Genomic DNA, 19127 nt, shown 5'->3' on the forward strand with positions numbered 1-19127 from the left:
GCGGCCGGGCTCCGGCACGGGAACAAGCTGGGCGGAACATTCGGATGCGGGCGCAAAAAACCGGCGAACCCCGGAAGCGGCGGGTCCGCCGGTTCAGCATCGCGCGGCGATCACGCACTCTCGCGCAACGGCTCCGGCGCGGTGGAGGCGGACGCCGAGGCCGGCGCCGAGCCGGCGGAGACCGTGGGCCGCCGCAACGGAAGCTGCTGGGCCGCCACGGACCCGGCCCCCGTCCGCACCGCCGTCGCCCGCCTGGGCGAAGGAACCGTCAGGGCGACGAGCAGCCCCAGCGCGAGCCCCGACACCGCGACGACCGCGATCCCAAGCGTCGAACTCGTCTGCGACAGCAGCAACATGGCGAGAGTGGCAAGGATGACGGTGCACGAACCGTAGGCGAGCTGTGCGACAGTCGGACGAGGCATGGCGTATCAGTCCTTGAGATGGGGGTCTCCCCCCGTGCCTCTCGCGATGGGGGAGGTGTGGACAGAAATGGGGGTTCACGACAACGCTGGTCGACTTAGCTGAAGCGCGCCAACAAAAGACTCTAGACGGCTGCATGCCCTTCCGGAACGAAGAGTAAGCGTGACCTAACCCACGGGCCAGGTGCACGGGGGGCGCACGGGTTCATGACGTCCAGCAAGTGGACTGTGCGGCGCGCCGGTCGGGGGAGCGGTCAGGCGCCGGTCGAGCGCCCGTCCGCGCCCTCTCCGGTGGCGATCCGGAGGGCGGCGGCCGGCTGAGCGCCGAGCCGGACCGATCACGATTTCCGGGAGCCCCCGCGGCCCGGCGAACCCGCGGCGGACCCCACGGAAGGCGCCCGGACAACTGACACCGGCAGCCGAATGAAGATCATCCACGCGGTCCGGAGCGGCTCGAGGATCACCGCCCGGGTCGGCCGCTCCCTGAATTGGCTGACGTAACGGCAGGTCAGAGCATGATCGGCCGGGACCCCCTGGCGGGTCGCGGCCGATCGTGTTTAGGTGCCTCCTGTTGGCTTCTTATTGACACCGGGCGCACGGGGGTGTGACTTCATGGCCGCAGGAGGCTTCTGCAAGCTGCCGAACGGGACGGTGGTGGTGGCGCTGGTACTGCCCGCGCCCAGCGCCGCACCGGGCGGCTCGGGGACCGTGGGCGAGGGCCAGGTCCGTGTGCTCGTGCACGCGGCGAACCGCGCCCGCGCGCTGACCCGGCTGCGCAACCTCGGCCTGCGCGCCGTCTACCTCCGCGGCAACGCTGCCCCGCCGACCCCCGACGAGGTCACCGCGGTCCTGCACCACCCGGACGGCCTGATATGGCGCACGGCCCCGGAGTCCCCGACGACGACGGCGGAGCTGTGGCACCCGATCAGAGCGCTGCTCAGACAGGGCGCGACCGCCCGGCGGTACTGACGGCGAGGGCGCCCACGTGGGGAAGGCGGAGGTCAGGCCAGCACCGGCTTGCCGGACAGCTCCACCCCGGCCTGCCTGAGCTCCTCGAGCGCCTTCTCCGTGGTCTCCTCGGCGACCCCCGCCGTGAGGTCCAGCAGCACCTGCGTACGGAACCCCTCGCGGGCGGCGTCCAGAGCGGTGGCCCGTACGCAGTGGTCGGTGGCGATGCCGACCACGTCCACCTCGTCGATCTCCCGGGCCCGCAGCCAGTCGCCGAGCGGGACGCCGTTCTCGTCGACCCCCTCGAACCCGCTGTAGGCCGCCGCGTACGCCCCCTTGTCGAAGACGGCGTCGATCGCCCCGGAGGCGACCGCCGGAGCGAAGTTCGGGTGGAAGCCGACGCCCTCGGTGCCCGCCACGCAGTGCGCGGGCCAGGAGTGGACGAAGTCGGGCTGACTGGCGAAGTGGTTGCCGGGCGCGATGTGGTGGTCCCGGGTGGCGACGACATGCCGGTAGCCGGCGGGCGCCTGCCCGATCAGCTCGGTGATCGCGGCGGCCACATCGGCACCCCCGGCCACCGCGAGGCTGCCGCCCTCGCAGAAGTCGTTCTGCACATCTACGACGATCAAGGCGCGACGCATGGTCGTTGTCCTTCAGCTTGACAAAGGTTCGGCTAGGAGGTGCGGGCCCGGCCGTTTGTCCGAGCCTAGAGACTTCACGTCCATTGCGGGAGGGGGCACCCAACTGGTAGTGGGGCGCGCTGCCGTTGCATTCCCCCTCGTCGCCGGTTCATTCGCCCCGGTCCGGAGGGTGGCCGGAGCCCTACCCGTGCGGACCGGGGCGGCCCTGCGTCCGCCGGGCGCGGCGCGCGGCCTGTGCGCCCCGGTCGCGCGCCCGCGCTCGTCCTAGAGGTATTCCGTGGGAATGACGGCCTCCCCGCTCGAGAGCTGGGTCGCCGAGATCGGCAGGTTGCCCCGGGCCGCCGCGTGCCGGTCGCGCACCACGTCCAGGGGTTCGCGGCCGAGGACCTGGCCGCCCTTTATCAGCTCCACCAGCAGCTGACGCTCCTGGAGCTCCGCCGGGACGGGCCCCGTGCCGATCACCTCGGCCTCCGCCACGCCGTACTCGTCGAGCCGCCGTGCGGCCCATTTGCGCCCGCCCTGGGAGGTCTTGCCGCCCGTGCTCTTCTTGGCCACCGGAACCAGCGGAGCCCTGGGGTCCGCCGACTCCGCACGTGCCACCAGCTTGTAGACCATCGAAGACGTCGGATGGCCGGATCCCGTCACCAGCCGGGTGCCCACGCCGTACGCGTCCACGGGCGCCGCCGCCAGCGAGGCGATCGCGTACTCGTCCAGGTCGGAGGTGACGACGATCTTCGTGCCGGTCGCGCCCAGCTCGTCCAGCTGCTGCCGGACCCGGTGGGCCACCAGCAGCAGGTCCCCCGAGTCGATCCGGACGGCGCCCAGCTCGGGCCCGGCCACCTCGACCGCCGTGCGCACCGCCTCGGCCACGTCGTAGGTGTCCACCAGCAGCGTCGTGCCCCGGCCCAGGGCCCTCACCTGGGCGGTGAACGCGTCCCGCTCGCGGTCGTGCAGCAGGGTGAACGCGTGTGCGCTCGTGCCGACGGTCGGGATCCCGTACCGGAAGCCGGCCGCCAGGTCGGAGGTGGAGGTGAATCCGCCCACGTACGCGGCCCGGGAGGCCGCCACCGCCGCGAGTTCGTGGGTGCGCCGGGCACCCATCTCGATCAGCGGACGGTCCCCGGCCGCCGAGGACATCCGGGACGCGGCCGCCGCGATCGCCGAATCGTGGTTGAGGATGGACAGGACGACCGTCTCCAGCAGCACGCACTCGGCGAACGAGCCCTCCACCCTGAGGATCGGCGAGCCCGGGAAGTACACCTCGCCCTCGGGATAACCCCAGACGTCCCCGCCGAAGCGGTAGGAGGCCAGCCACTCGAGCGTCGGCTCGTCCACGATGTTCCGCTCGCTCAGAAAGCCCAGTACACCCTGGTCGAAGCGGAAGTTCTCGACGGCGTCCAGGACGCGCCCGGTGCCCGCGACCACGCCGTAGCGCCGGCCCTCCGGCAGTCTCCGGGTGAAGACCTCGAAGACCGAGCGCCGGTCGGCGGTACCCGCCTTCAGGGCGGCCTCCAGCATCGTCAGCTCGTAGTGGTCCGTGAAGAGAGCCGTGGACGGGACGTCCACCGGCAGTCCAAGGTCCGCAGTGTTCATAACAGGAATGTTAACCGCAATCTCGTCACTCTGACGATTTCTGCTGCGCGTGTGCGTGCTCACATTCAGCCACCGGCTCGTTTGTGCGACCCGGGGTCCTAAGTGGCAGCATGGGCCGTGTGACGGCTCCCGCACCCCTAGAGATCGAAAAGACCGAGTCGGCGGAGGAGTCCTTCGCCGTACCCGAGCCCGATGTCCCGTGGGTGACCATCGTCCACAACGACCCGGTCAACCTGATGAGCTATGTGACGTACGTCTTTCAGACGTACTTCGGCTACTCCAAGGACAAGGCCACCAAGCTCATGCTCGACGTCCACCACAAGGGCAGGGCTGTCGTCTCCACCGGGACTCGGGAGGAGATGGAACGCGACGTGCAGGCCATGCACGGCTACGGCCTGTGGGCCACCCTCCAGCAGGACCGCAAGTAGCAGCACTCCGCAAGCAGCCCTCCTCACAGCCGGCCGGAAGCAGCGAACTCACTCCATGCCAGGACACTTCGAACCGACCTCCGGCGGCGGCGCCGCCGTCGCGCTCGACGAGGTCGAGATCTCCATCATCCGCTCGCTGGCCGTGCAGCTCCTGGAGCTGATCGGCCCCGGTCCGGCGGAGGGTGCCCCCGAGGACCCGCTCGCCGAACTGTTCGCCGAGGGTCCGAGCGAGCCGCCGAAGGACCCGGTGCTCAGGCGGCTCTTCCCCGACGCCTACGGCGGTCCCGGCGGCGAACCGGTCCCCCCCAAGGAGGCCGAGGAGCAGCACGCGCACTCCGCGGAGTTCCGCCGCTTCACCGAGAACGATCTGCGGGCCGGTAAACGCGACAACGCCCTCGCGGTGATCCGCTCCCTGGACGCGCTCACCACCGCGGGCAACGGCGGCGCGGTCCTCGAACTGTCCGCCGAGGAATCCGTGCAGTGGCTCGGCGCACTCAACGACCTGCGTCTGGCCATCGGCGCCCGTCTGGAGATCGCCGACGAGGAGGACACCGACCTGCTCTACCGGCTGCCGGACGAGGACCCGCGCAAGCCCATGGTGATGGCCTACCTCTGGCTGGGCGGGCTCCAGGAGACGCTCGTCGAGACCCTGATGCCCTGACCCGCCGAGAGCCTGACGCCCCGGTCTGTCGGAGAACGGCCGCTGTCCGGACTTCCTGACGCCCTGGCCTGTCGGGGAACGCCGCTGTCCGGACATGTCCCCGTTGGGGCATGTCTCTCTTCGGGCGGTGGCAAATCGGGACATGTCCGCTCTCGCGTTCGCTCAGAGGACGCTCAAATCCGGATAACGATCACGTCACCGCGACCGCGTCCTATGCGGCGCCCGATGTCCTTTTGTCCGGTTCTCCTTGTGGCGTGCGCCACGAGTCGCTGAGTCGATCAATGTTTTCGGCGTGATAAATCTTCACGACCGCCTGCCGGGACCACCCATGTCCCCGCAGGGGCGCCACCGAGCCGGCCACCGCCGGTCTGGCAGGACTCCGTCACATCCGGGGGGATCGGGACCCGATCCGAGGCCGACGAACGGCCCGGGTCGGCATGGAGAAAGGCGCACCACACATGACCTCAGCGCAGGTCGACAGTCAGTACGACGACGGCAATGAGGCCGTGGGCGGCGACGCCCCCGAAGAGGGGTACGAGCGCGGGCTCGGCAGCCGTCAGGTCCAGATGATCGCGATCGGCGGCGCCATCGGCGTCGGCCTCTTCCTGGGGGCCGGGGCGAACATCGCCAAGGCCGGGCCCAGTCTCATCCTGATGTACGCCCTCGCGGGCGCGATCGTCTTCTTCATCATGCGGGCCCTCGGCGAACTGCTCCTCTACCGCCCCGTCTCGGGCTCCTTCGCGGAGTACTCCCGGGAGTTCCTCGGCCCGTTCTTCGGCTACTTCACCGGCTGGACGTACTGGCTGATGTGGGTGGTCACCGGCATGGCCGAGCTGACCGCCGCCGCGATCTACGTCAACTACTGGTTCCCCGCGGTCCCTCGGTGGGTGACCGCACTGGCGTTCCTGCTGATCCTCTTCGTGGCCAACCTGATCTCGGTGAAGCTGTTCGGCGAGATCGAGTTCTGGTTCTCGATGGTCAAGGTCACCGCCCTGATCGGCATGATCGTCATCGGCCTGGGCGTGCTCACCTTCGGCTTCAGCGCCGCCGGCGACACCGCCGCAGTCTCCAACCTCTGGGCCTTCGACGGCTTCTTCCCCAAGGGCGTCGGCTCCTCCCTGATGACCCTGCAGGGCGTGATGTTCGCCTACCTCGCCGTCGAACTGGTCGGCGTCACCGCCGGTGAGTCGGAGAACCCCGAGAAGACGCTCCCCAAGGCGATCAACACCCTGCCCTGGCGTATCGCCCTGTTCTACGTCGGCGCCCTCACCGTCATCCTCTGCGTGGTGAAGTGGACCGAGTTCGCGCCCGGTGTGAGCCCCTTCGTCGCCGCCTTCGCCAAGATCGGCATCCCGGCCGGCGCGGGCATCGTCAACTTCGTGGTCCTCACCGCGGCCCTGTCCTCCTGCAACTCCGGCATGTACTCCACCGGCCGGATGCTGCGCAACCTCGCGGAGAGCGGCGAGGCACCCAAGGCCTTCACCCGCCTCTCGGCCACCAAGACCCCGGCCGTCGGCATCACCCTCTCCACCGCCTTCATGGGCATCGGCGTGGTCCTCAACTACATCGTCCCGGAGAAGGCTTTCGGCTACGTCACCTCCGTCGCCACCGCCGCCGGCATCTGGACCTGGTTGATGATCCTGATCAGCCACGTCCTGTACCGCCGCGCGGTCGACGCGGGCCGACTGCCCGCCTCCTCCTTCCCCGCCCCCGGCGGCACGGTGTGCAGCTGGATCGCCATCGCGTTCCTGGTCTTCGTCACCGGTCTGATCGCCTACGACGCAGACTCCCGCATCTGCCTGTTCGTCATGGCGGGCTGGGCCGCCGCGCTGGCAGTCGGCTGGGCACTGCTCAAGGCGAAGAACCCCGAGGTCACCCAGCGCCGGGACCCGGACCTCGAGAAGGTCGGCTGACCAGGCGCGAGTAAAGACGTACGAGCGCCGCAGAGGTGATCCGGGCCGTCCGGCCCGAGGCGCGCGTCCGGCATGTGGGCAATCCCGTACCAACCCTCGGTACGGGATTGCCCTTCTGCTTATCCTGACGCTCATGCTGACCATCACCCAGGCGCTCGTCGACCAGATCGTCGCCCACGCCCGCCAGGACCACCCCGACGAGGCGTGCGGCGTGGTCGCCGGCCCGGCCGGCTCCGACCGCCCCGAGCGCTTCGTCCCCATGCTCAACGCCGCCCGTTCGCCCACCTTCTACGAGTTCGACTCCGGCGATCTGCTGAAGCTGTACCGCGAGCTGGACGACCGCGACGAGGAGCCGGTGATCATCTACCACTCCCACACGGCGACCGAGGCGTACCCGTCCCGCACGGACATCTCGTACGCGAACGAGCCCGGTGCGCACTACGTCCTGGTCTCGACGGCGGACACCGACGACGCCGGCCCCTTCCAGTTCCGCTCCTTCCGGATCGTCGAGGGAGAGGTGACGGAGGAGGAGGTCAAGGTCGTGGAGGCGTACTGACCAGGGGAGTCCCGCAGTTCGGTCAGAATTCATCCAGTATGTGAGATCACACCCTGGGACCCCGAACGGGAATCGATACCATGAGCGCATGGTTACCCACGACGTGAGCGACAAGACGCCGGGCATGCTGCTCGTGGCGCGGCTGCACGTCGACCTGTGCAGGCTCGCCAGCGCCATCTGTTGACGCACCCCGCGCCGGCGCCCTGCCGCCGTAGGCCCGTGGCCGCGGCGCGAGTCCGCCCGCACCTCCTGAAGCTGTTCCGCGCTGCCGTGCGCCCACCGACCTTCTCGACTCTTCCGACAGGAGCCGCAACCATGGCCATCGAGGTCCGCATCCCCACCATCCTCCGCCAGTACACCGACGGTCAGAAGGCGGTGGAGGGCAACGGGGACACCCTCGCCGATCTCTTCGCCGACCTCGAGACCCGGCACACCGGCATCCACGCGCGCATCGTCGACGGCGGTGAACTGCGCCGCTTCGTCAACGTCTACCTCAACGACGAGGACGTCCGCTTCCTGGAAGGCATCAACACCAAGGTCGCGGACGGCGACAACGTCACGATCCTGCCGGCCGTGGCCGGCGGCATGTCCTGATCGGTCCTGATCGCTGATGCGCTACGACTCCCCGCTCGCCGCGGTAGGCAACACCCCCCTGGTGCACCTGCCGCGGCTGTCGCCGTCCGAGGACGTCCGCATCTGGGCGAAGCTCGAGGACCGCAACCCGACCGGTTCGGTCAAGGACCGCCCAGCCCTCCACATGATCGAGCAGGCGGAGAAGGACGGCCGACTGACCCCTGGCTGCACGATCCTCGAACCCACCTCCGGCAACACCGGGATCTCCCTCGCCATGGCGGCCAAGCTCAAGGGCTACCGCATGGTGTGCGTGATGCCGGAGAACACCTCGCAGGAACGCCGGGACCTGCTCGCCATGTGGGGCGCCGAGATCATCCCGTCCCCCGCGGCCGGGGGCTCCAACACCGCCGTCCGCAGGGCCAAGGAACTCGCGGCCGAGCATCCCGACTGGGTGATGCTCTACCAGTACGGCAACCCCGACAACGCGGGCGCGCACTACGCGACGACCGGCCCCGAGATCCTGGCGGACCTGCCCTCGGTCACCCACTTCGTGGCCGGCCTCGGCACCACCGGCACCCTCATGGGTGTGGGCCGCTACCTCCGCGAGCACAAGCCCGACGTGAAGATCGTCGCCGCCGAACCGCGCTACGACGACCTGGTCTACGGGCTGCGCAACCTCGACGAGGGCTTCGTCCCCGAGCTCTACGACGCCTCGGTTCTGACCACCCGTTTCTCAGTGGGCTCCGCGGACGCGGTCACCCGCACGCGTGAGCTGCTCCAGCAGGAGGGCATCTTCGCGGGGGTCTCCACGGGCGCGGCCCTGCACGCCGCGATCGGAGTGGCCAGGAAGGCCCTGAAGGCGGGGGAGTCCGCCGACGTCGTGTTCGTGGTCGCGGACGGCGGCTGGAAGTACCTGTCGACCGGCGTGTACACGGCGGCCACGACAGAAGAGGCGATCAAGACCCTGCAGGGCCAGCTCTGGGCGTGACTCCCGGGCCCGCCGGCCCTGGGGTCCCGCGTGTCGGTCGAGAGAGGCCGGGGGCGACCCGGGGGCAGGCCGTGGAGAAGCCGGGGACGATCCGGGGAGGAGCGGGGGACGAGCCGGGGGCGAGCCGTGGAGAAGCCGGGAGCTTGACGGGGGGACGGGCAGGGGCGCGGGGGTGAAAAGCGACCAATCCGACATACCCGGCGTAGGCTCGTACGGAACCGCGAGCCACGCCGAGAAGCCCGGGCGCAGCAGCCGACTTCCATCGAACCGGTGACAGCACAGGTGAGTTCGCCCACAACGGCCCCTGCCGGAGGAGCGACGCACCCTTTTGCGCCTTACGCTCGACGAACCGCACGACCCCCGTTTTCCTTATCTCCACTTCACGCCAGCGCGGAGGTTCCAGCTCTATGAAGCTCACCGTCGTCGGCTGCTCGGGGTCGTTCCCGTCCGCGGAATCGGCCTGCTCGAGCTACCTCGTAGAGGCCGACGGCTTCCGGCTGCTCCTCGACATGGGCAACGGCGCCCTCGGCGAGCTACAGCGCCACTGCGGTCTCTACGACCTCGACGCGATCTTCCTCAGTCATCTGCACGCCGACCACTGCATCGACATGTGCGCGTACTTCGTGGCGCGCTACTACCGCCACGACGGCGGTCGCTGCGCCCCGATCCCGGTCTACGGACCCGAGGGCACCGAGCAGCGCCTGACCACGGCCTACGCCGACACTCCCTCGGCGTCCTCCATGAGCGAGGTCTTCGACTTCCACACCGTCAAGCCGAGCACCTTCGAGATCGGCCCCTTCACGGTCCACACCGAACGCGTGCGCCATCCCGTGGAGGCGTACGCGATCCGGATCGAGCACGGCGGACGGTCGCTGACGTACTCCGGAGACACGGGCGTGAGCAGCGCCCTGGAGGAACTCGCGCAGGACACCGATCTGTTCCTCTGCGAGGCCGCGTTCACGCACGGCAAGGAGAACATCCCGGACCTGCACCTCAACGGGCTGGAGGCCGGCGAGACCGCCACCCGGGCCGGGGCCCGCCGACTGGTGCTCACCCACATTCCGCCGTGGACGGACCCCCAGGTCAATCTGGCGGACGCCCGGGCCGCGTACGCCGGCCCGGTGGAGCTGGCGGCGCCGCGCACGACGTACGAGATCTAGGCCTGCCGGCCCGGCACTCGGGCACACCCCCCTCCGCGCAGGCATCCCGGCCCTCGGTCCCCAGCGCGGGCATCCCGGCTCTCGGGCCCGGCGCAAGTACCCCGACCGGCGGCCCCGGGGGCGTACCCGAAGACATGCGAAGGCCCCCTCAGCCGAGCGCTGAGGGGGCCTTCGCGGTGAGCCCTACAGGGACGGGACGGGTGGGCTCACGCCTTGGTCAGGTCCTCGACCTCCTCCTCGGGCTCGCGGCCCGGGGTGGTGAGGTTGAACTTGACGATGGCGAACCGGAAGACGAAGTAGTAGATCGCGCCGAACACCAGACCGATCGGGATGATCAGCCAGGGCCTTGTGGCGAGGTTCCAGTTCAGGGCGTAGTCGATCGCACCGGCGGAGAAGGTGAAGCCGGCGTGTACGCCGAGCGCCCAGGTGACCGCCATGGACAGGGCGGTGAGCACCGCGTGGATCGCGTACAGCAGCGGCGCGATGAACATGAACGAGAACTCGATCGGCTCGGTCACACCGGTCACGAAGGAGGTCAGCGCCACCGAGAGCATCAGACCCATGACGGCCTTGCGGCGCTCGGGGCGGGCCGTGTGCGCTATGGCGAGCGCGGCGGCCGGCAGACCGAACATCATGATCGGGAAGAAGCCCGTCATGAACTGTCCGGCGGTCGGGTCACCGGCGAAGAAGCGGTTCAGGTCGCCGTGGATGACCTCGCCCGCGGCGTTCTTGAAGTCACCGATCTGGAACCAGGAGACGGCGTTCACGAACTGGTGCATGCCGATCGGGATCAGCGCGCGGTTGATCAGACCGAACAAGGCCGCACCCACGGCGCCGAGGCCGGTGATCCACTCGCCGAAGTTGGAGATGACCTCACCGATCGGCTCCCAGACCAGGCCGAAGAAGACGCCCGCGAGGGTACCGACGAAGGCCATGATGATCGGGACGAGCCGGCGGCCGTTGAAGAAGCCGAGCCAGTCGACCAGCTTGGTGCGGTGGAACTTCTGCCACAGCACGGCGGACAGCAGACCCATGATGATGCCGCCGAGGACACCGGGGTTGTTGTAGGTGGCGGCGACGTCCGCGCCATCCTGGATCTTGGCCTCGGTAACGGGGAAGGCCTTGAGGACATTGCTGTAGACGAGGAATCCGACCAGGGCCGCGAGTGCGGTGGAGCCGTCCGACTTCTTCGCGAAGCCGATCGCGACGCCGACGCAGAAGAGCAGCGGCAGGTTGTCGAAGACGGCGCCGCCCGCGGTCGCGAAGACGGAGGCGACCTTCGGCCAGCCGAGTCCGTCGGCGCCGAACACGTCGGGCTGACCGAGTCGCAGCAGGATGCCCGCCGCCGGAAGCACGGCGATGGGGAGCTGCAGGCTGCGGCCGATCTTCTGCAGGCCCTGGAACAGGCCGGATCCCCACTTCTTCGCGGGGGCCGCCGTGGCTGTGGCGGTGCTCATGGTGCCTCCAAGGGGGCGTGGTCTACACCACTCAGTGGTGTAGACCATGTTGTAGCACGGTGAAGGCCAGATAAGGAACCCATCAATTTGTCGCGATTGGATTACCGGTCGAATGACTCCCAACGGGACGAATCACCAACCGATGTCCGCGCGTCTGAGCGCCCCCCTCCGCCAGAGGAGCGCCAACTGCCGTCCGTCGACGGCGCATTGCGGTACGGGTGGGGTGTGCGGGCAGCCGGTCGACAGCCGGGCGGTTTGTCGGCACTGTGTCGATGCCCCGCGCGAGACCGGCCGTCCACTGTGCGCACCGGTGGCGCAGCCGGGTTTCGCGCGCACCCGACTGTGGTGTAGACCAGTGCTACGAGGGACCCATCACGTCCTGGAGCATCAGGGAGAAAGACATGGCCACCAAGGCTGAGAAGATCGTCGCCGGACTGGGCGGCATCGACAACATCGAAGAGGTCGAGGGCTGTATCACCCGACTGCGCACCGAGGTCATCGACGCGTCGAAGGTCGACGACGCTGCGCTCAAGGCCGCCGGCGCCCACGGAGTGGTGAAGATGGGCACGGCGATCCAGGTGGTCATCGGTACGGACGCGGACCCGATCGCGGCCGAGATCGAAGACATGATGTGACCCGTGACGTGATGTGACGCGATGTGACCTGGCGTCGAGGCCCCGTTCCGCTCATCCGGAACGGGGCCTTCGCCGCAACGGATAGGCTCGTCGCCATGTCTCGAATCGACGGCCGTACGCCCGAACAGCTCCGCCCCGTCACCATCGAACGCGGCTGGAGCAAGCACGCCGAGGGCTCCGTCCTCGTCTCCTTCGGCGACACCAGGGTCTTCTGCACCGCCTCCGTCACCGAGGGCGTCCCGCGCTGGCGCAAGGGCAGCGGGGAAGGCTGGGTCACCGCCGAGTACGCGATGCTGCCCCGCTCCACCAACACCCGCGGCGACCGCGAATCGGTCAGGGGCAAGATCGGAGGCCGTACGCACGAGATCAGCCGCCTCATCGGACGCTCCCTGCGCGCGGTCATCGACTACAAGGCCCTCGGCGAGAACACGATCGTCCTCGACTGCGATGTCCTCCAGGCCGACGGCGGCACCCGCACCGCGGCGATCACCGGTGCCTACGTCGCACTCGCCGACGCCGTCGCCTGGGCACAGGCCAGAAAACTCGTGAAGGCCGGCCGCAAGCCCCTCACCGGCACCGTCTCCGCCGTCTCCGTCGGCATCGTCGGCGGCGTGCCCCTGCTCGACCTCTGCTACGAGGAGGACGTCAAGGCCGAGACGGACATGAACGTCGTCTGCACCGGCGACGGACGCTTCGTCGAAGTCCAGGGCACCGCCGAGGCGGAACCCTTCGACCGCAAGGAACTCACCGCCCTGCTCGACCTCGCCGTCGCGGGCTGCGACGAACTCGCGCAGTTGCAGCGGGCGGCGCTCGAAGCAACCGCGTAGCGGGAGTTCGCGTTCTAGTCCTATAAGACATCGTCCTGGACCAAGGCAACGTCCTGGACCAAGGCAACGTCCTGGACCAAGGCAACGTCCTGGACCAAGGCAACGTCCTGGACCAAGACAACGTCCTGAACCACAACGTCCTGAACGACGTCAAAGACAAGGCTTCTCAGCAAGCCGACGGCGCACGGGCGGGACCGTGCGCCGAAGAGTGCACGGGCCGGCCCCGTGCACCCAGGGCGCACGGCCGGACCGTGCGTACCGTCCACACGGGGAGGAACCGTTCCATGGCCGCTCGCCGGCGCCGTACCGCCGCACTCGCTGTCACCGCCGTGCTCGTCGCCCTTCCGGCGGCGGTCGGCTGCGCCGCCGTCGACAAGGCACTGGACTGCGTCCAGACCGCCGAAACGATCGCCGACAGCGTCACCGACCTCCAGCAGGCCGTGGAGAACGCGGCGAACGACCCGACGCAGACCACCGAGGCGCTCGACTCCATCGACAAGAACCTCGACACGATCGGCGACAAGACGGACAACGCCGACATCAACAAGGCCGTCGACGACCTCCAGAAGGCAGTCACCAACGTCCGCGACGCCGTCAAGAACGGCGACGAGACCCCCGACATCAGCCCGGTCACGGACGCGGCGGGCGAGCTGACGAAGGTCTGCACGCCGTAACTCCCCGGCCGGCGCGGGGTCCGGCCCGGGATACTGGTGCGCATGACCCGCCTGATCCTCGCCACCCGCAACACCGGAAAGCTCACCGAGCTGAGGGCCATCCTCGCCGACGCAGGTCTCACCCACGACCTCGTCGGCGCGGACGCCTACCCCGACATCCCCGACGTCAAGGAAACCGGCGTCACCTTCGCCGAGAACGCCCTGCTGAAGGCCCACGCACTCGCCCGGGCGACCGGACTGCCCGCCGTGGCGGACGACTCCGGCCTCTGCGTCGACGTCCTGAACGGCGCCCCCGGCATCTTCTCGGCCCGCTGGTCCGGCCGCCACGGCGACGACAGGGCCAACCTCGAACTCCTGCTGGCCCAACTCTCCGACATCGCCGACGAACACCGCGGCGCCCACTTCGCCTGCGCGGCGGCACTCGCCTTGCCGGACGGGACGGAGCGGGTCGTGGAGGGCCGGTTGATGGGCACGCTGCGCCACGCTGCCGTGGGTACGAACGGCTTCGGCTACGACCCGATCCTGCAGCCGGAGGGCGAGACGCGGACGTGCGCCCAGCTGACGCCCGAGGAGAAGAACGCGATCAGCCACCGGGGGAAGGCGTTCCGGGCGCTGGTGCCGGTGGTCCGGGAACTGCTCGGATGAATCCGATGCATTGGTGCGGCCGGAGGGACTCGAACCCTCACGGGTGTTACCCCACTGGGACCTAAACCCAGCGTGACTGCCAATTCCACCACGGCCGCCTGCCGTCCGGTCATGTTACTGGCCGGACGGCCTCCACCGGACCTCAGATTCCCAGATCCTTGATGATCTTGGCGACATGGCCCGTCGCCTTCACGTTGTACAGGGCCCGCTCCACCTTGCCCTCCTCGTCGACGACCACCGTCGAGCGGATGACGCCGACCACCGTCTTGCCGTAGAGCTTCTTCTCGCCGAAGGCGCCGTAGGACTCCAGGACCCCCTTGTCGGGGTCGGCGAGCAGGGTGACCTTCAGGGATTCTTTGTCGCGGAACTTCGCGAGCTTCTCCGGCTTGTCGGGGGAGATGCCGATGACGTCGTAGCCGGCGCCCGCCAGCACTTCCAGGTTGTCGGTGAAGTCGCAGGCCTGCTTGGTGCAGCCGGGGGTCAGGGCCGCCGGGTAGAAGTAGACGATGACCTTACGGCCCTTGTGGTCGGCCAGGGAGACCTCGTTGCCGTCCGCGTCGGGCAGCGTGAAGGCGGGGGCGGTGTCGCCGGGCTGGAGTCGTTCGCTCATCGGTACCTCACGTGGGTCGGTTGAAGAACGAGCGTAATGGGGGTGCCGGGGGTGCGAGCAGGCGGTTAGCTGACAGACTGTCCGGCAGAAACCTTCAGACCCGATACGACCACGGAGGCAGCGCGGTGTCGGAAACGTCGAGCACGCCGGATTCCAGGACTCCGGCGCAGATCGAGGCGGACATCAAGCGGCGCCGGGAAACCCTCGCCGACACGCTCGACGAGATCGGCGCCCGGGTGCACCCGAAGACGATCATCGGCGATGCCAAGGCCAAGGTCGTCTCCAACATCGACCACACGCTCGGCCGCGCGTACGTGGGCGCCAACCGCTTCGTCACCGACGTCCGGGGCCAGCTGGTGTCGGAGAACGGCACGCCGCGGCTGGAGCGGATCGTGCCGGTGGCGCTGGTGGTGGTGGGGCTGGTCGGACTGCTCACGGTGAGCGGCCGTCGCCGCAGGCGCTGAACACTCCGCCCCCTGAGGGGGCCGCCCGCCGACGTGTGGGCGAAAGGCAGGTAAGTTCGGGGCGTGAGCGAGAAGACCCACCACGACAAGTTGCCCATCCGGATGCTGCACGACCGAGTGCTGGTGCGGCAGGACACGAACGAGGGCGAGCGGCGGTCCGGCGGCGGCATCCTGATCCCCGCCACGGCGGCGGTCGGCCGACGCCTGGCCTGGGCGGAGGTCGTCGCGGTCGGGCAGAACGTACGGACCGTGGAGCCGGGCGACCGCGTCCTGTACGACCCGGAGGACCGCGCCGAGGTCGAAGTGCGCGGGATCGCCTATGTGCTGATGCGCGAACGCGACCTGCACGCCGTGGCCGCCGACCGCTTCGAGGGTTCCGAGGACTCCACCGGTCTGTACTTGTGACGAGCCGGGGTGCCGCTTTTGCGGTGCCCTGGGTGCCGTTCGTTCTGGGGCGCCGGGCGCCGTTTGTGACGAGCTGGCCGGGGCGTCGGCGGGCCGGTGCGTCCGTGAGGCGCGGGCCGTGCGTCCGTGCGCACGCCGGGCCGGGGCGCCCGTGCGTCGCCGCGGCAGCGGGCCGGTGCGTCGCTGCGGCAGCGGGCAGGTGTCCGTGAGGTGGGTGCCGGGTGCCGGGTGCGGGTTTGCTGACGACAGGGCTCTGAAGGCCTGCGATCAAGGCCGGTCAAGGGCCCCGGTCAAGGGCCCCGGGCACCGGGGCCGGGCGGGAGGCCTCGACGCCGCGGGGCCTTCCCAAGGCCGCGAGGCCCTTCGGGGCCGCGGGCCGGGTACGAGCCTCGACGCTGTGTGCATCTCCCGGGGCCGCGGGGGCTTCGCGGGGGCCGCGGGCCCGGCCCGAAGTCTGAGGCGGGTGCCTCGAGCCCCGGACCGGTGCCGCTCGCGCCAGGCGTACGTCTCCACGGCGAGCAATGCCGCGCGCAGTGCCGGGGACCCGGTCCGCCCTGAGTCGATAGGGGCGGCTCTGGGGGGAGGGCGCGGGTCCCGCGGCGGCGGTGGTGCTGCGAAACCCGGCCCTCGGCCCGGACCGGCCCCGGCCCGGTCCGACCCCGGGCCCGGTCCGCCCTCGGCCCCGGCCCCGGTCCCGGCCGGCCGGCCGGATGAGCCTTCGGGGCCCAGCCTGGTCCGCCCTCGGCCCGGGATCGGTCCGGTCCGCCCTCGGCCCGGGCCCGGTCCGGCCCGGTCCGCCCTTGGCCCCGGCCCGGCCCCGGTCCGGTCCCGGGCGGCCGGATCAGCCGCTGGGGCCCAGGCCGGACCGATCAGCCTTGGGAGCCCAAGCCGTTCAGCGGGGCTCCGCCGTCCGCACCGCCGTCCGTTCCGGGGTCGTCGCCGGTCTGGCCGCCGTTCTCCGTGCCGTCCGTCGTGCCGCCGTCGGCGGTGCCGCCCGCGTCCCCCGTGCCGGCTGTGTTCCCCGCGCCGTCGTCGGGGTCGACCGGGGCGCCGGTGGGGTCGGTTCCGCCGTCCGTCTGGCCCGGGTCGGCGCCCGGGTCCTGCTCCGGCGCGTCCTGCTCCGGCGGGACCTCACCGGTACCACCGTTGTCCTGACCGGCCGTACCGGTGTCCTGCTCCGGGTCGGGGGCGACCGGCGGCACGGCCCACTCCTCGGCTCCGTCCTGGAGCTGGAGGTTGAAGTCCTTGGCGTCTCTGCCCTCGAGCGCCTCCCGTGTGTACTGCGCCCAGATCTGCGCCGGGTACCCGCCGCCGTTGATCCGGGCCTGGCCCAGCGCCCCGTACAGCGGGGTCTGCTTGCCGCTCACCGGGTCCTGGCCCATGACGGAGATGACGGTGGCGAGATCGGGCGTGTAGCCCGCGAACCAGGCCGCCTTGTCCTCCTCCGCGGTACCGGTCTTGCCCGCGGCGGGCCGCCCGGCGGCCTGCGCGGCGGTGCCGGTGCCGCCGTCGACCACGCTCCGCAGTACGGAGGTCGTGGTGTCGGCCGCCTCCCGGGTGACAGCCTGCGTGGTCCGCTGCTCCGGCAGCTGCACCTCCTGGCCGTTCTTGGTGACCTTCGCGACCAGCGTGTACGTGCCGTGCTCGCCGTGGTTGGCGAGCGTCGCGTACGCCTCCGCCATGTCGAGGACGCTCGCGGTGGCGGTACCCAGCGCGATGGACGGGTACGGGTTGAGGTCCGGGGTGTTCTCGGGCAGGCCCAGATCGAGTGCGGTCTGCTTGACCTTCTCCGGGCCGACATCCACGGCCATCTGCGCGTACACGGAGTTCACGGACTTGTCGGTCGCGGTGCGCACGCTGATGTCACCGTACGAGGCCTGGTCCTCGTTCTCGGGCGCGTACGTGGGACCGTTCCAGCCCTGGACGGGGCGGACGTTGCTGCCGTCGTAGATCGTGTTCGGGGTGATCGGGACGCCGTTCTGGGTGGTCGAGGCGTTCTGCACCGCCGAGGTGAAGACGAACGGCTTGAACGTCGAGCCGACCTGGTAGTCGCGGCGGGTGGCGTTGTTGACGTACTGCTTGGTGTAGTCGATGCCGCCGTACATCGCGACGACCTTGCCGGTGGCCGGGTCGATGGAGACGCCGCCGACGCGTACGTTCCGGTCCACCTTGTTGTTCTTCTTGTCGAGGTTGTCCATCACCTGCTCGTCGACGGCCTTCTTGAGGGCCTTCTGCTTCTTCGGCTGGATCGTGGTGGTGATGCGGTAGCCGCCGCCGGTCTCGAACTCGGCCTCGTCGACGATCTTGTTGCTGATCAGGTAGTCCTTGACGGCCTCCACCAGGTAGCCGCGCTGTCCGGACAGTGCTCCGGAGGTCTTGGCCGGCCTGGGCGTGGGGAACTTCATGTCGGCGTGCTCGGCGGCCGTCAGCCACTTCTCCTTGACCATGCCGTCCAGGACGTAGTTCCAGCGGGCCTTCGCCGCGCGTTCGTTCTCCGGGTGGGCGATCACGTCGTACTCGCTGGGGGCGTTCAGCAGAGTCGCGAGGTAGGCGCCCTGGGCGGTGTTCAGGTCCTCGGCGTCGATGCCGTAGTAGGCCTGTGCCGCGGCCTGGATGCCGTAGGCGTTGCGACCGAAGAAGCTGGTGTTGAGGTAGCCCTCGAGGATCTCGTCCTTGGTCTTCTGCCGGTCGAGCTTGATGGAGATGAAGAACTCCTTCGCCTTCCGGGTGACGGTCTGCTCCTGGCCCAGGTAGTAGTTCTTCACGTACTGCTGGGTGATCGTCGAGCCGGACTGCTTGCCCTTGCCGGTGGCGGTGTTCCAGGCGGCGCGGAGCATCGCCTTGACGTCGACCGCGGACTCGGAGTGGAAGTCACGGTCCTCGGCGGCGAGCACGGCCTGCTGGACGGACTTGGGGATCTGCGTCAGCGACACGTTCTCCCGGTTTACCTCGCCGTCGCGGGCCAGCTGGGAGCCGTTGGCGAACAAGTAGACGTTGCTCTGCTTGGTCGCGGCGGCGTTCGCGGGCGGGATCTTGACCAGGTAGTAGCCGAGCGCGAACAGGCCGATCAGGAGCATCGCGCTGATGATGAAGCTGCCCAGCACGAACCGCCAGGTGGGCACGAGCCTGCGCCAGCCCGTGCGCTTGGGCCGGGACTTCTTCTTGGGGGGCGTGGGCGCCGGAGGGGTGTATTCCGGGGTCGGCCGGGCGGTGTGAGGCCCCGGGGTGTGGGTGCCCGGCGGAACCATGGGAGTAGCTGATGCCCCTGGAACGGTCGGGGCGAGATGGGGTACTGGGGCCATCCTTGCTGTGGCGGCCGCCGCGGACGAGGCCGCCGAGGCTCCTCTCGGGGCCCCGGTCGGTCCGCTGAGGGCCTTTCCGAGGTTCAGGGTGCTGGTGGGGTCCCTGGGGATCCGATTGACAGCGGCGAGGACCGTCGTGTCCGTGTCGGTCTCCGCGGCGCTTTTTTCGGTCTTGTCGGGTTGGTCGGATTTGGCGGGGGTGCGGTCGGGGCCCGAACCGGGAGTCGG

21 protein-coding genes and 1 tRNA gene are annotated in these 19127 nt (G+C 69.7%); 15 read left to right on the plus strand and 7 right to left on the minus strand.

Annotation, left to right across the window (positions count from 1 at the left end; all coding sequences use genetic code 11):
• Positions 1-110: 110 nt before the first annotated feature.
• A complete protein-coding gene (locus EF387_RS23665; protein WP_128378623.1) occupies positions 111-422 on the minus strand; it encodes a hypothetical protein in 312 nt (103 codons plus the stop codon).
• A gap of 609 nt (positions 423-1031) precedes the next feature.
• Here EF387_RS23665 and EF387_RS23670 point away from each other — a divergent pair.
• Positions 1032-1388: a hypothetical protein gene (locus EF387_RS23670; protein WP_128378624.1), complete on the plus strand. Its 357-nt coding sequence runs from the start codon at positions 1032-1034 to the stop codon at positions 1386-1388.
• A 32-nt stretch (positions 1389-1420) separates the two neighbouring features.
• Here EF387_RS23670 and EF387_RS23675 read toward each other — a convergent pair whose 3' ends face one another.
• Together EF387_RS23675 and EF387_RS23680 are read right to left on the minus strand one after the other, a co-directional pair.
• Complete coding sequence (locus EF387_RS23675; protein ID WP_128378625.1) at positions 1421-2008, minus strand: isochorismatase family protein; 588 nt, start codon at positions 2006-2008, stop codon at positions 1421-1423.
• A gap of 264 nt (positions 2009-2272) precedes the next feature.
• Complete coding sequence (locus EF387_RS23680; RefSeq protein ID WP_128378626.1) at positions 2273-3601, minus strand: nicotinate phosphoribosyltransferase; 1329 nt, start codon at positions 3599-3601, stop codon at positions 2273-2275.
• Between the two features lie 110 nt (positions 3602-3711).
• On the opposite strand from EF387_RS23680, the gene clpS reads away from it, so the two are divergent.
• The 8 genes from clpS (at position 3712) to EF387_RS23725 (ending at position 9880) form a co-directional block, all read left to right on the plus strand.
• Positions 3712-4029, plus strand: coding sequence for an ATP-dependent Clp protease adapter ClpS (gene clpS / locus EF387_RS23685; protein ID WP_128378627.1), 318 nt, complete (start codon positions 3712-3714; stop codon positions 4027-4029).
• 55 nt (positions 4030-4084) lie between these two features.
• Positions 4085-4690 carry a DUF2017 domain-containing protein gene (locus EF387_RS23690; RefSeq protein WP_128378628.1) on the plus strand — a complete coding sequence of 202 codons (606 nt, stop codon included), beginning with the start codon at positions 4085-4087 and terminating at the stop codon, positions 4688-4690.
• A gap of 458 nt (positions 4691-5148) precedes the next feature.
• Positions 5149-6603, plus strand: a complete 1455-nt coding sequence (locus EF387_RS23700; protein WP_202918352.1) for an amino acid permease — start codon at positions 5149-5151, stop codon at positions 6601-6603.
• A 133-nt stretch (positions 6604-6736) separates the two neighbouring features.
• Positions 6737-7159, plus strand: coding sequence for a M67 family metallopeptidase (locus tag EF387_RS23705; protein WP_128378630.1), 423 nt, complete (start codon positions 6737-6739; stop codon positions 7157-7159).
• A gap of 88 nt (positions 7160-7247) precedes the next feature.
• Entirely contained in the window at positions 7248-7343 is a 96-nt protein-coding gene (locus tag EF387_RS49775) for a putative leader peptide (protein WP_338058124.1), read from the plus strand.
• A 131-nt stretch (positions 7344-7474) separates the two neighbouring features.
• Positions 7475-7753 carry a MoaD/ThiS family protein gene (locus EF387_RS23710; RefSeq protein ID WP_128378631.1) on the plus strand — a complete coding sequence of 93 codons (279 nt, stop codon included), beginning with the start codon at positions 7475-7477 and terminating at the stop codon, positions 7751-7753.
• A 16-nt stretch (positions 7754-7769) separates the two neighbouring features.
• Positions 7770-8720, plus strand: a complete 951-nt coding sequence (locus tag EF387_RS23715; protein WP_128378632.1) for a PLP-dependent cysteine synthase family protein — start codon at positions 7770-7772, stop codon at positions 8718-8720.
• Positions 8721-9127: 407 nt separating this feature from the next.
• The gene (locus EF387_RS23725; RefSeq protein WP_128378633.1) at positions 9128-9880 is read left to right on the plus strand and encodes an MBL fold metallo-hydrolase; all 753 of its coding nucleotides are present in this window, start codon (positions 9128-9130) and stop codon (positions 9878-9880) included.
• Positions 9881-10086: 206 nt separating this feature from the next.
• On the opposite strand, the gene EF387_RS23730 is transcribed toward EF387_RS23725, so the two are convergent.
• A complete protein-coding gene (locus EF387_RS23730; protein ID WP_128378634.1) occupies positions 10087-11337 on the minus strand; it encodes a PTS transporter subunit EIIC in 1251 nt (416 codons plus the stop codon).
• Positions 11338-11738: 401 nt separating this feature from the next.
• Here EF387_RS23730 and EF387_RS23735 point away from each other — a divergent pair, with 401 nt between their 5' ends.
• The 4 genes from EF387_RS23735 to rdgB all read left to right on the plus strand — a co-directional run bounded on the left by EF387_RS23735 (position 11739) and on the right by rdgB (position 14118).
• Positions 11739-11972, plus strand: coding sequence for a PTS sugar transporter subunit IIB (locus tag EF387_RS23735; RefSeq protein WP_128378635.1), 234 nt, complete (start codon positions 11739-11741; stop codon positions 11970-11972).
• Positions 11973-12067: 95 nt separating this feature from the next.
• Entirely contained in the window at positions 12068-12799 is a 732-nt protein-coding gene (rph, locus tag EF387_RS23740; protein ID WP_128378636.1) for a ribonuclease PH, read from the plus strand.
• Positions 12800-13083: 284 nt separating this feature from the next.
• Complete coding sequence (locus EF387_RS23745; protein WP_128378637.1) at positions 13084-13473, plus strand: hypothetical protein; 390 nt, start codon at positions 13084-13086, stop codon at positions 13471-13473.
• A 42-nt stretch (positions 13474-13515) separates the two neighbouring features.
• Entirely contained in the window at positions 13516-14118 is a 603-nt protein-coding gene (gene rdgB, locus EF387_RS23750; protein WP_128378638.1) for an RdgB/HAM1 family non-canonical purine NTP pyrophosphatase, read from the plus strand.
• An 11-nt stretch (positions 14119-14129) separates the two neighbouring features.
• Here the strand turns inward: rdgB and EF387_RS23755 are convergent.
• Positions 14130-14216 (minus strand) — tRNA-Leu (locus EF387_RS23755).
• A 44-nt stretch (positions 14217-14260) separates the two neighbouring features.
• Positions 14261-14728, minus strand: a complete 468-nt coding sequence (gene bcp / locus EF387_RS23760; protein ID WP_128378639.1) for a thioredoxin-dependent thiol peroxidase — start codon at positions 14726-14728, stop codon at positions 14261-14263.
• Between the two features lie 125 nt (positions 14729-14853).
• Here bcp and EF387_RS23765 point away from each other — a divergent pair, with 125 nt between their 5' ends.
• Entirely contained in the window at positions 14854-15192 is a 339-nt protein-coding gene (locus tag EF387_RS23765) for a DUF3618 domain-containing protein (RefSeq protein WP_128378640.1), read from the plus strand.
• 63 nt (positions 15193-15255) lie between these two features.
• The gene (locus EF387_RS23770) at positions 15256-15597 is read left to right on the plus strand and encodes a GroES family chaperonin (RefSeq protein WP_202918353.1); all 342 of its coding nucleotides are present in this window, start codon (positions 15256-15258) and stop codon (positions 15595-15597) included.
• 869 nt (positions 15598-16466) lie between these two features.
• Here the strand turns inward: EF387_RS23770 and EF387_RS48495 are convergent.
• A complete protein-coding gene (locus tag EF387_RS48495) occupies positions 16467-18845 on the minus strand; it encodes a transglycosylase domain-containing protein (protein ID WP_238431655.1) in 2379 nt (792 codons plus the stop codon).
• Positions 18846-19127: the final 282 nt, after the last annotated feature.

This window comes from Streptomyces cavernae (genome assembly GCF_004023625.1).
GTDB classification, from domain to species: domain Bacteria; phylum Actinomycetota; class Actinomycetes; order Streptomycetales; family Streptomycetaceae; genus Streptomyces; species Streptomyces cavernae.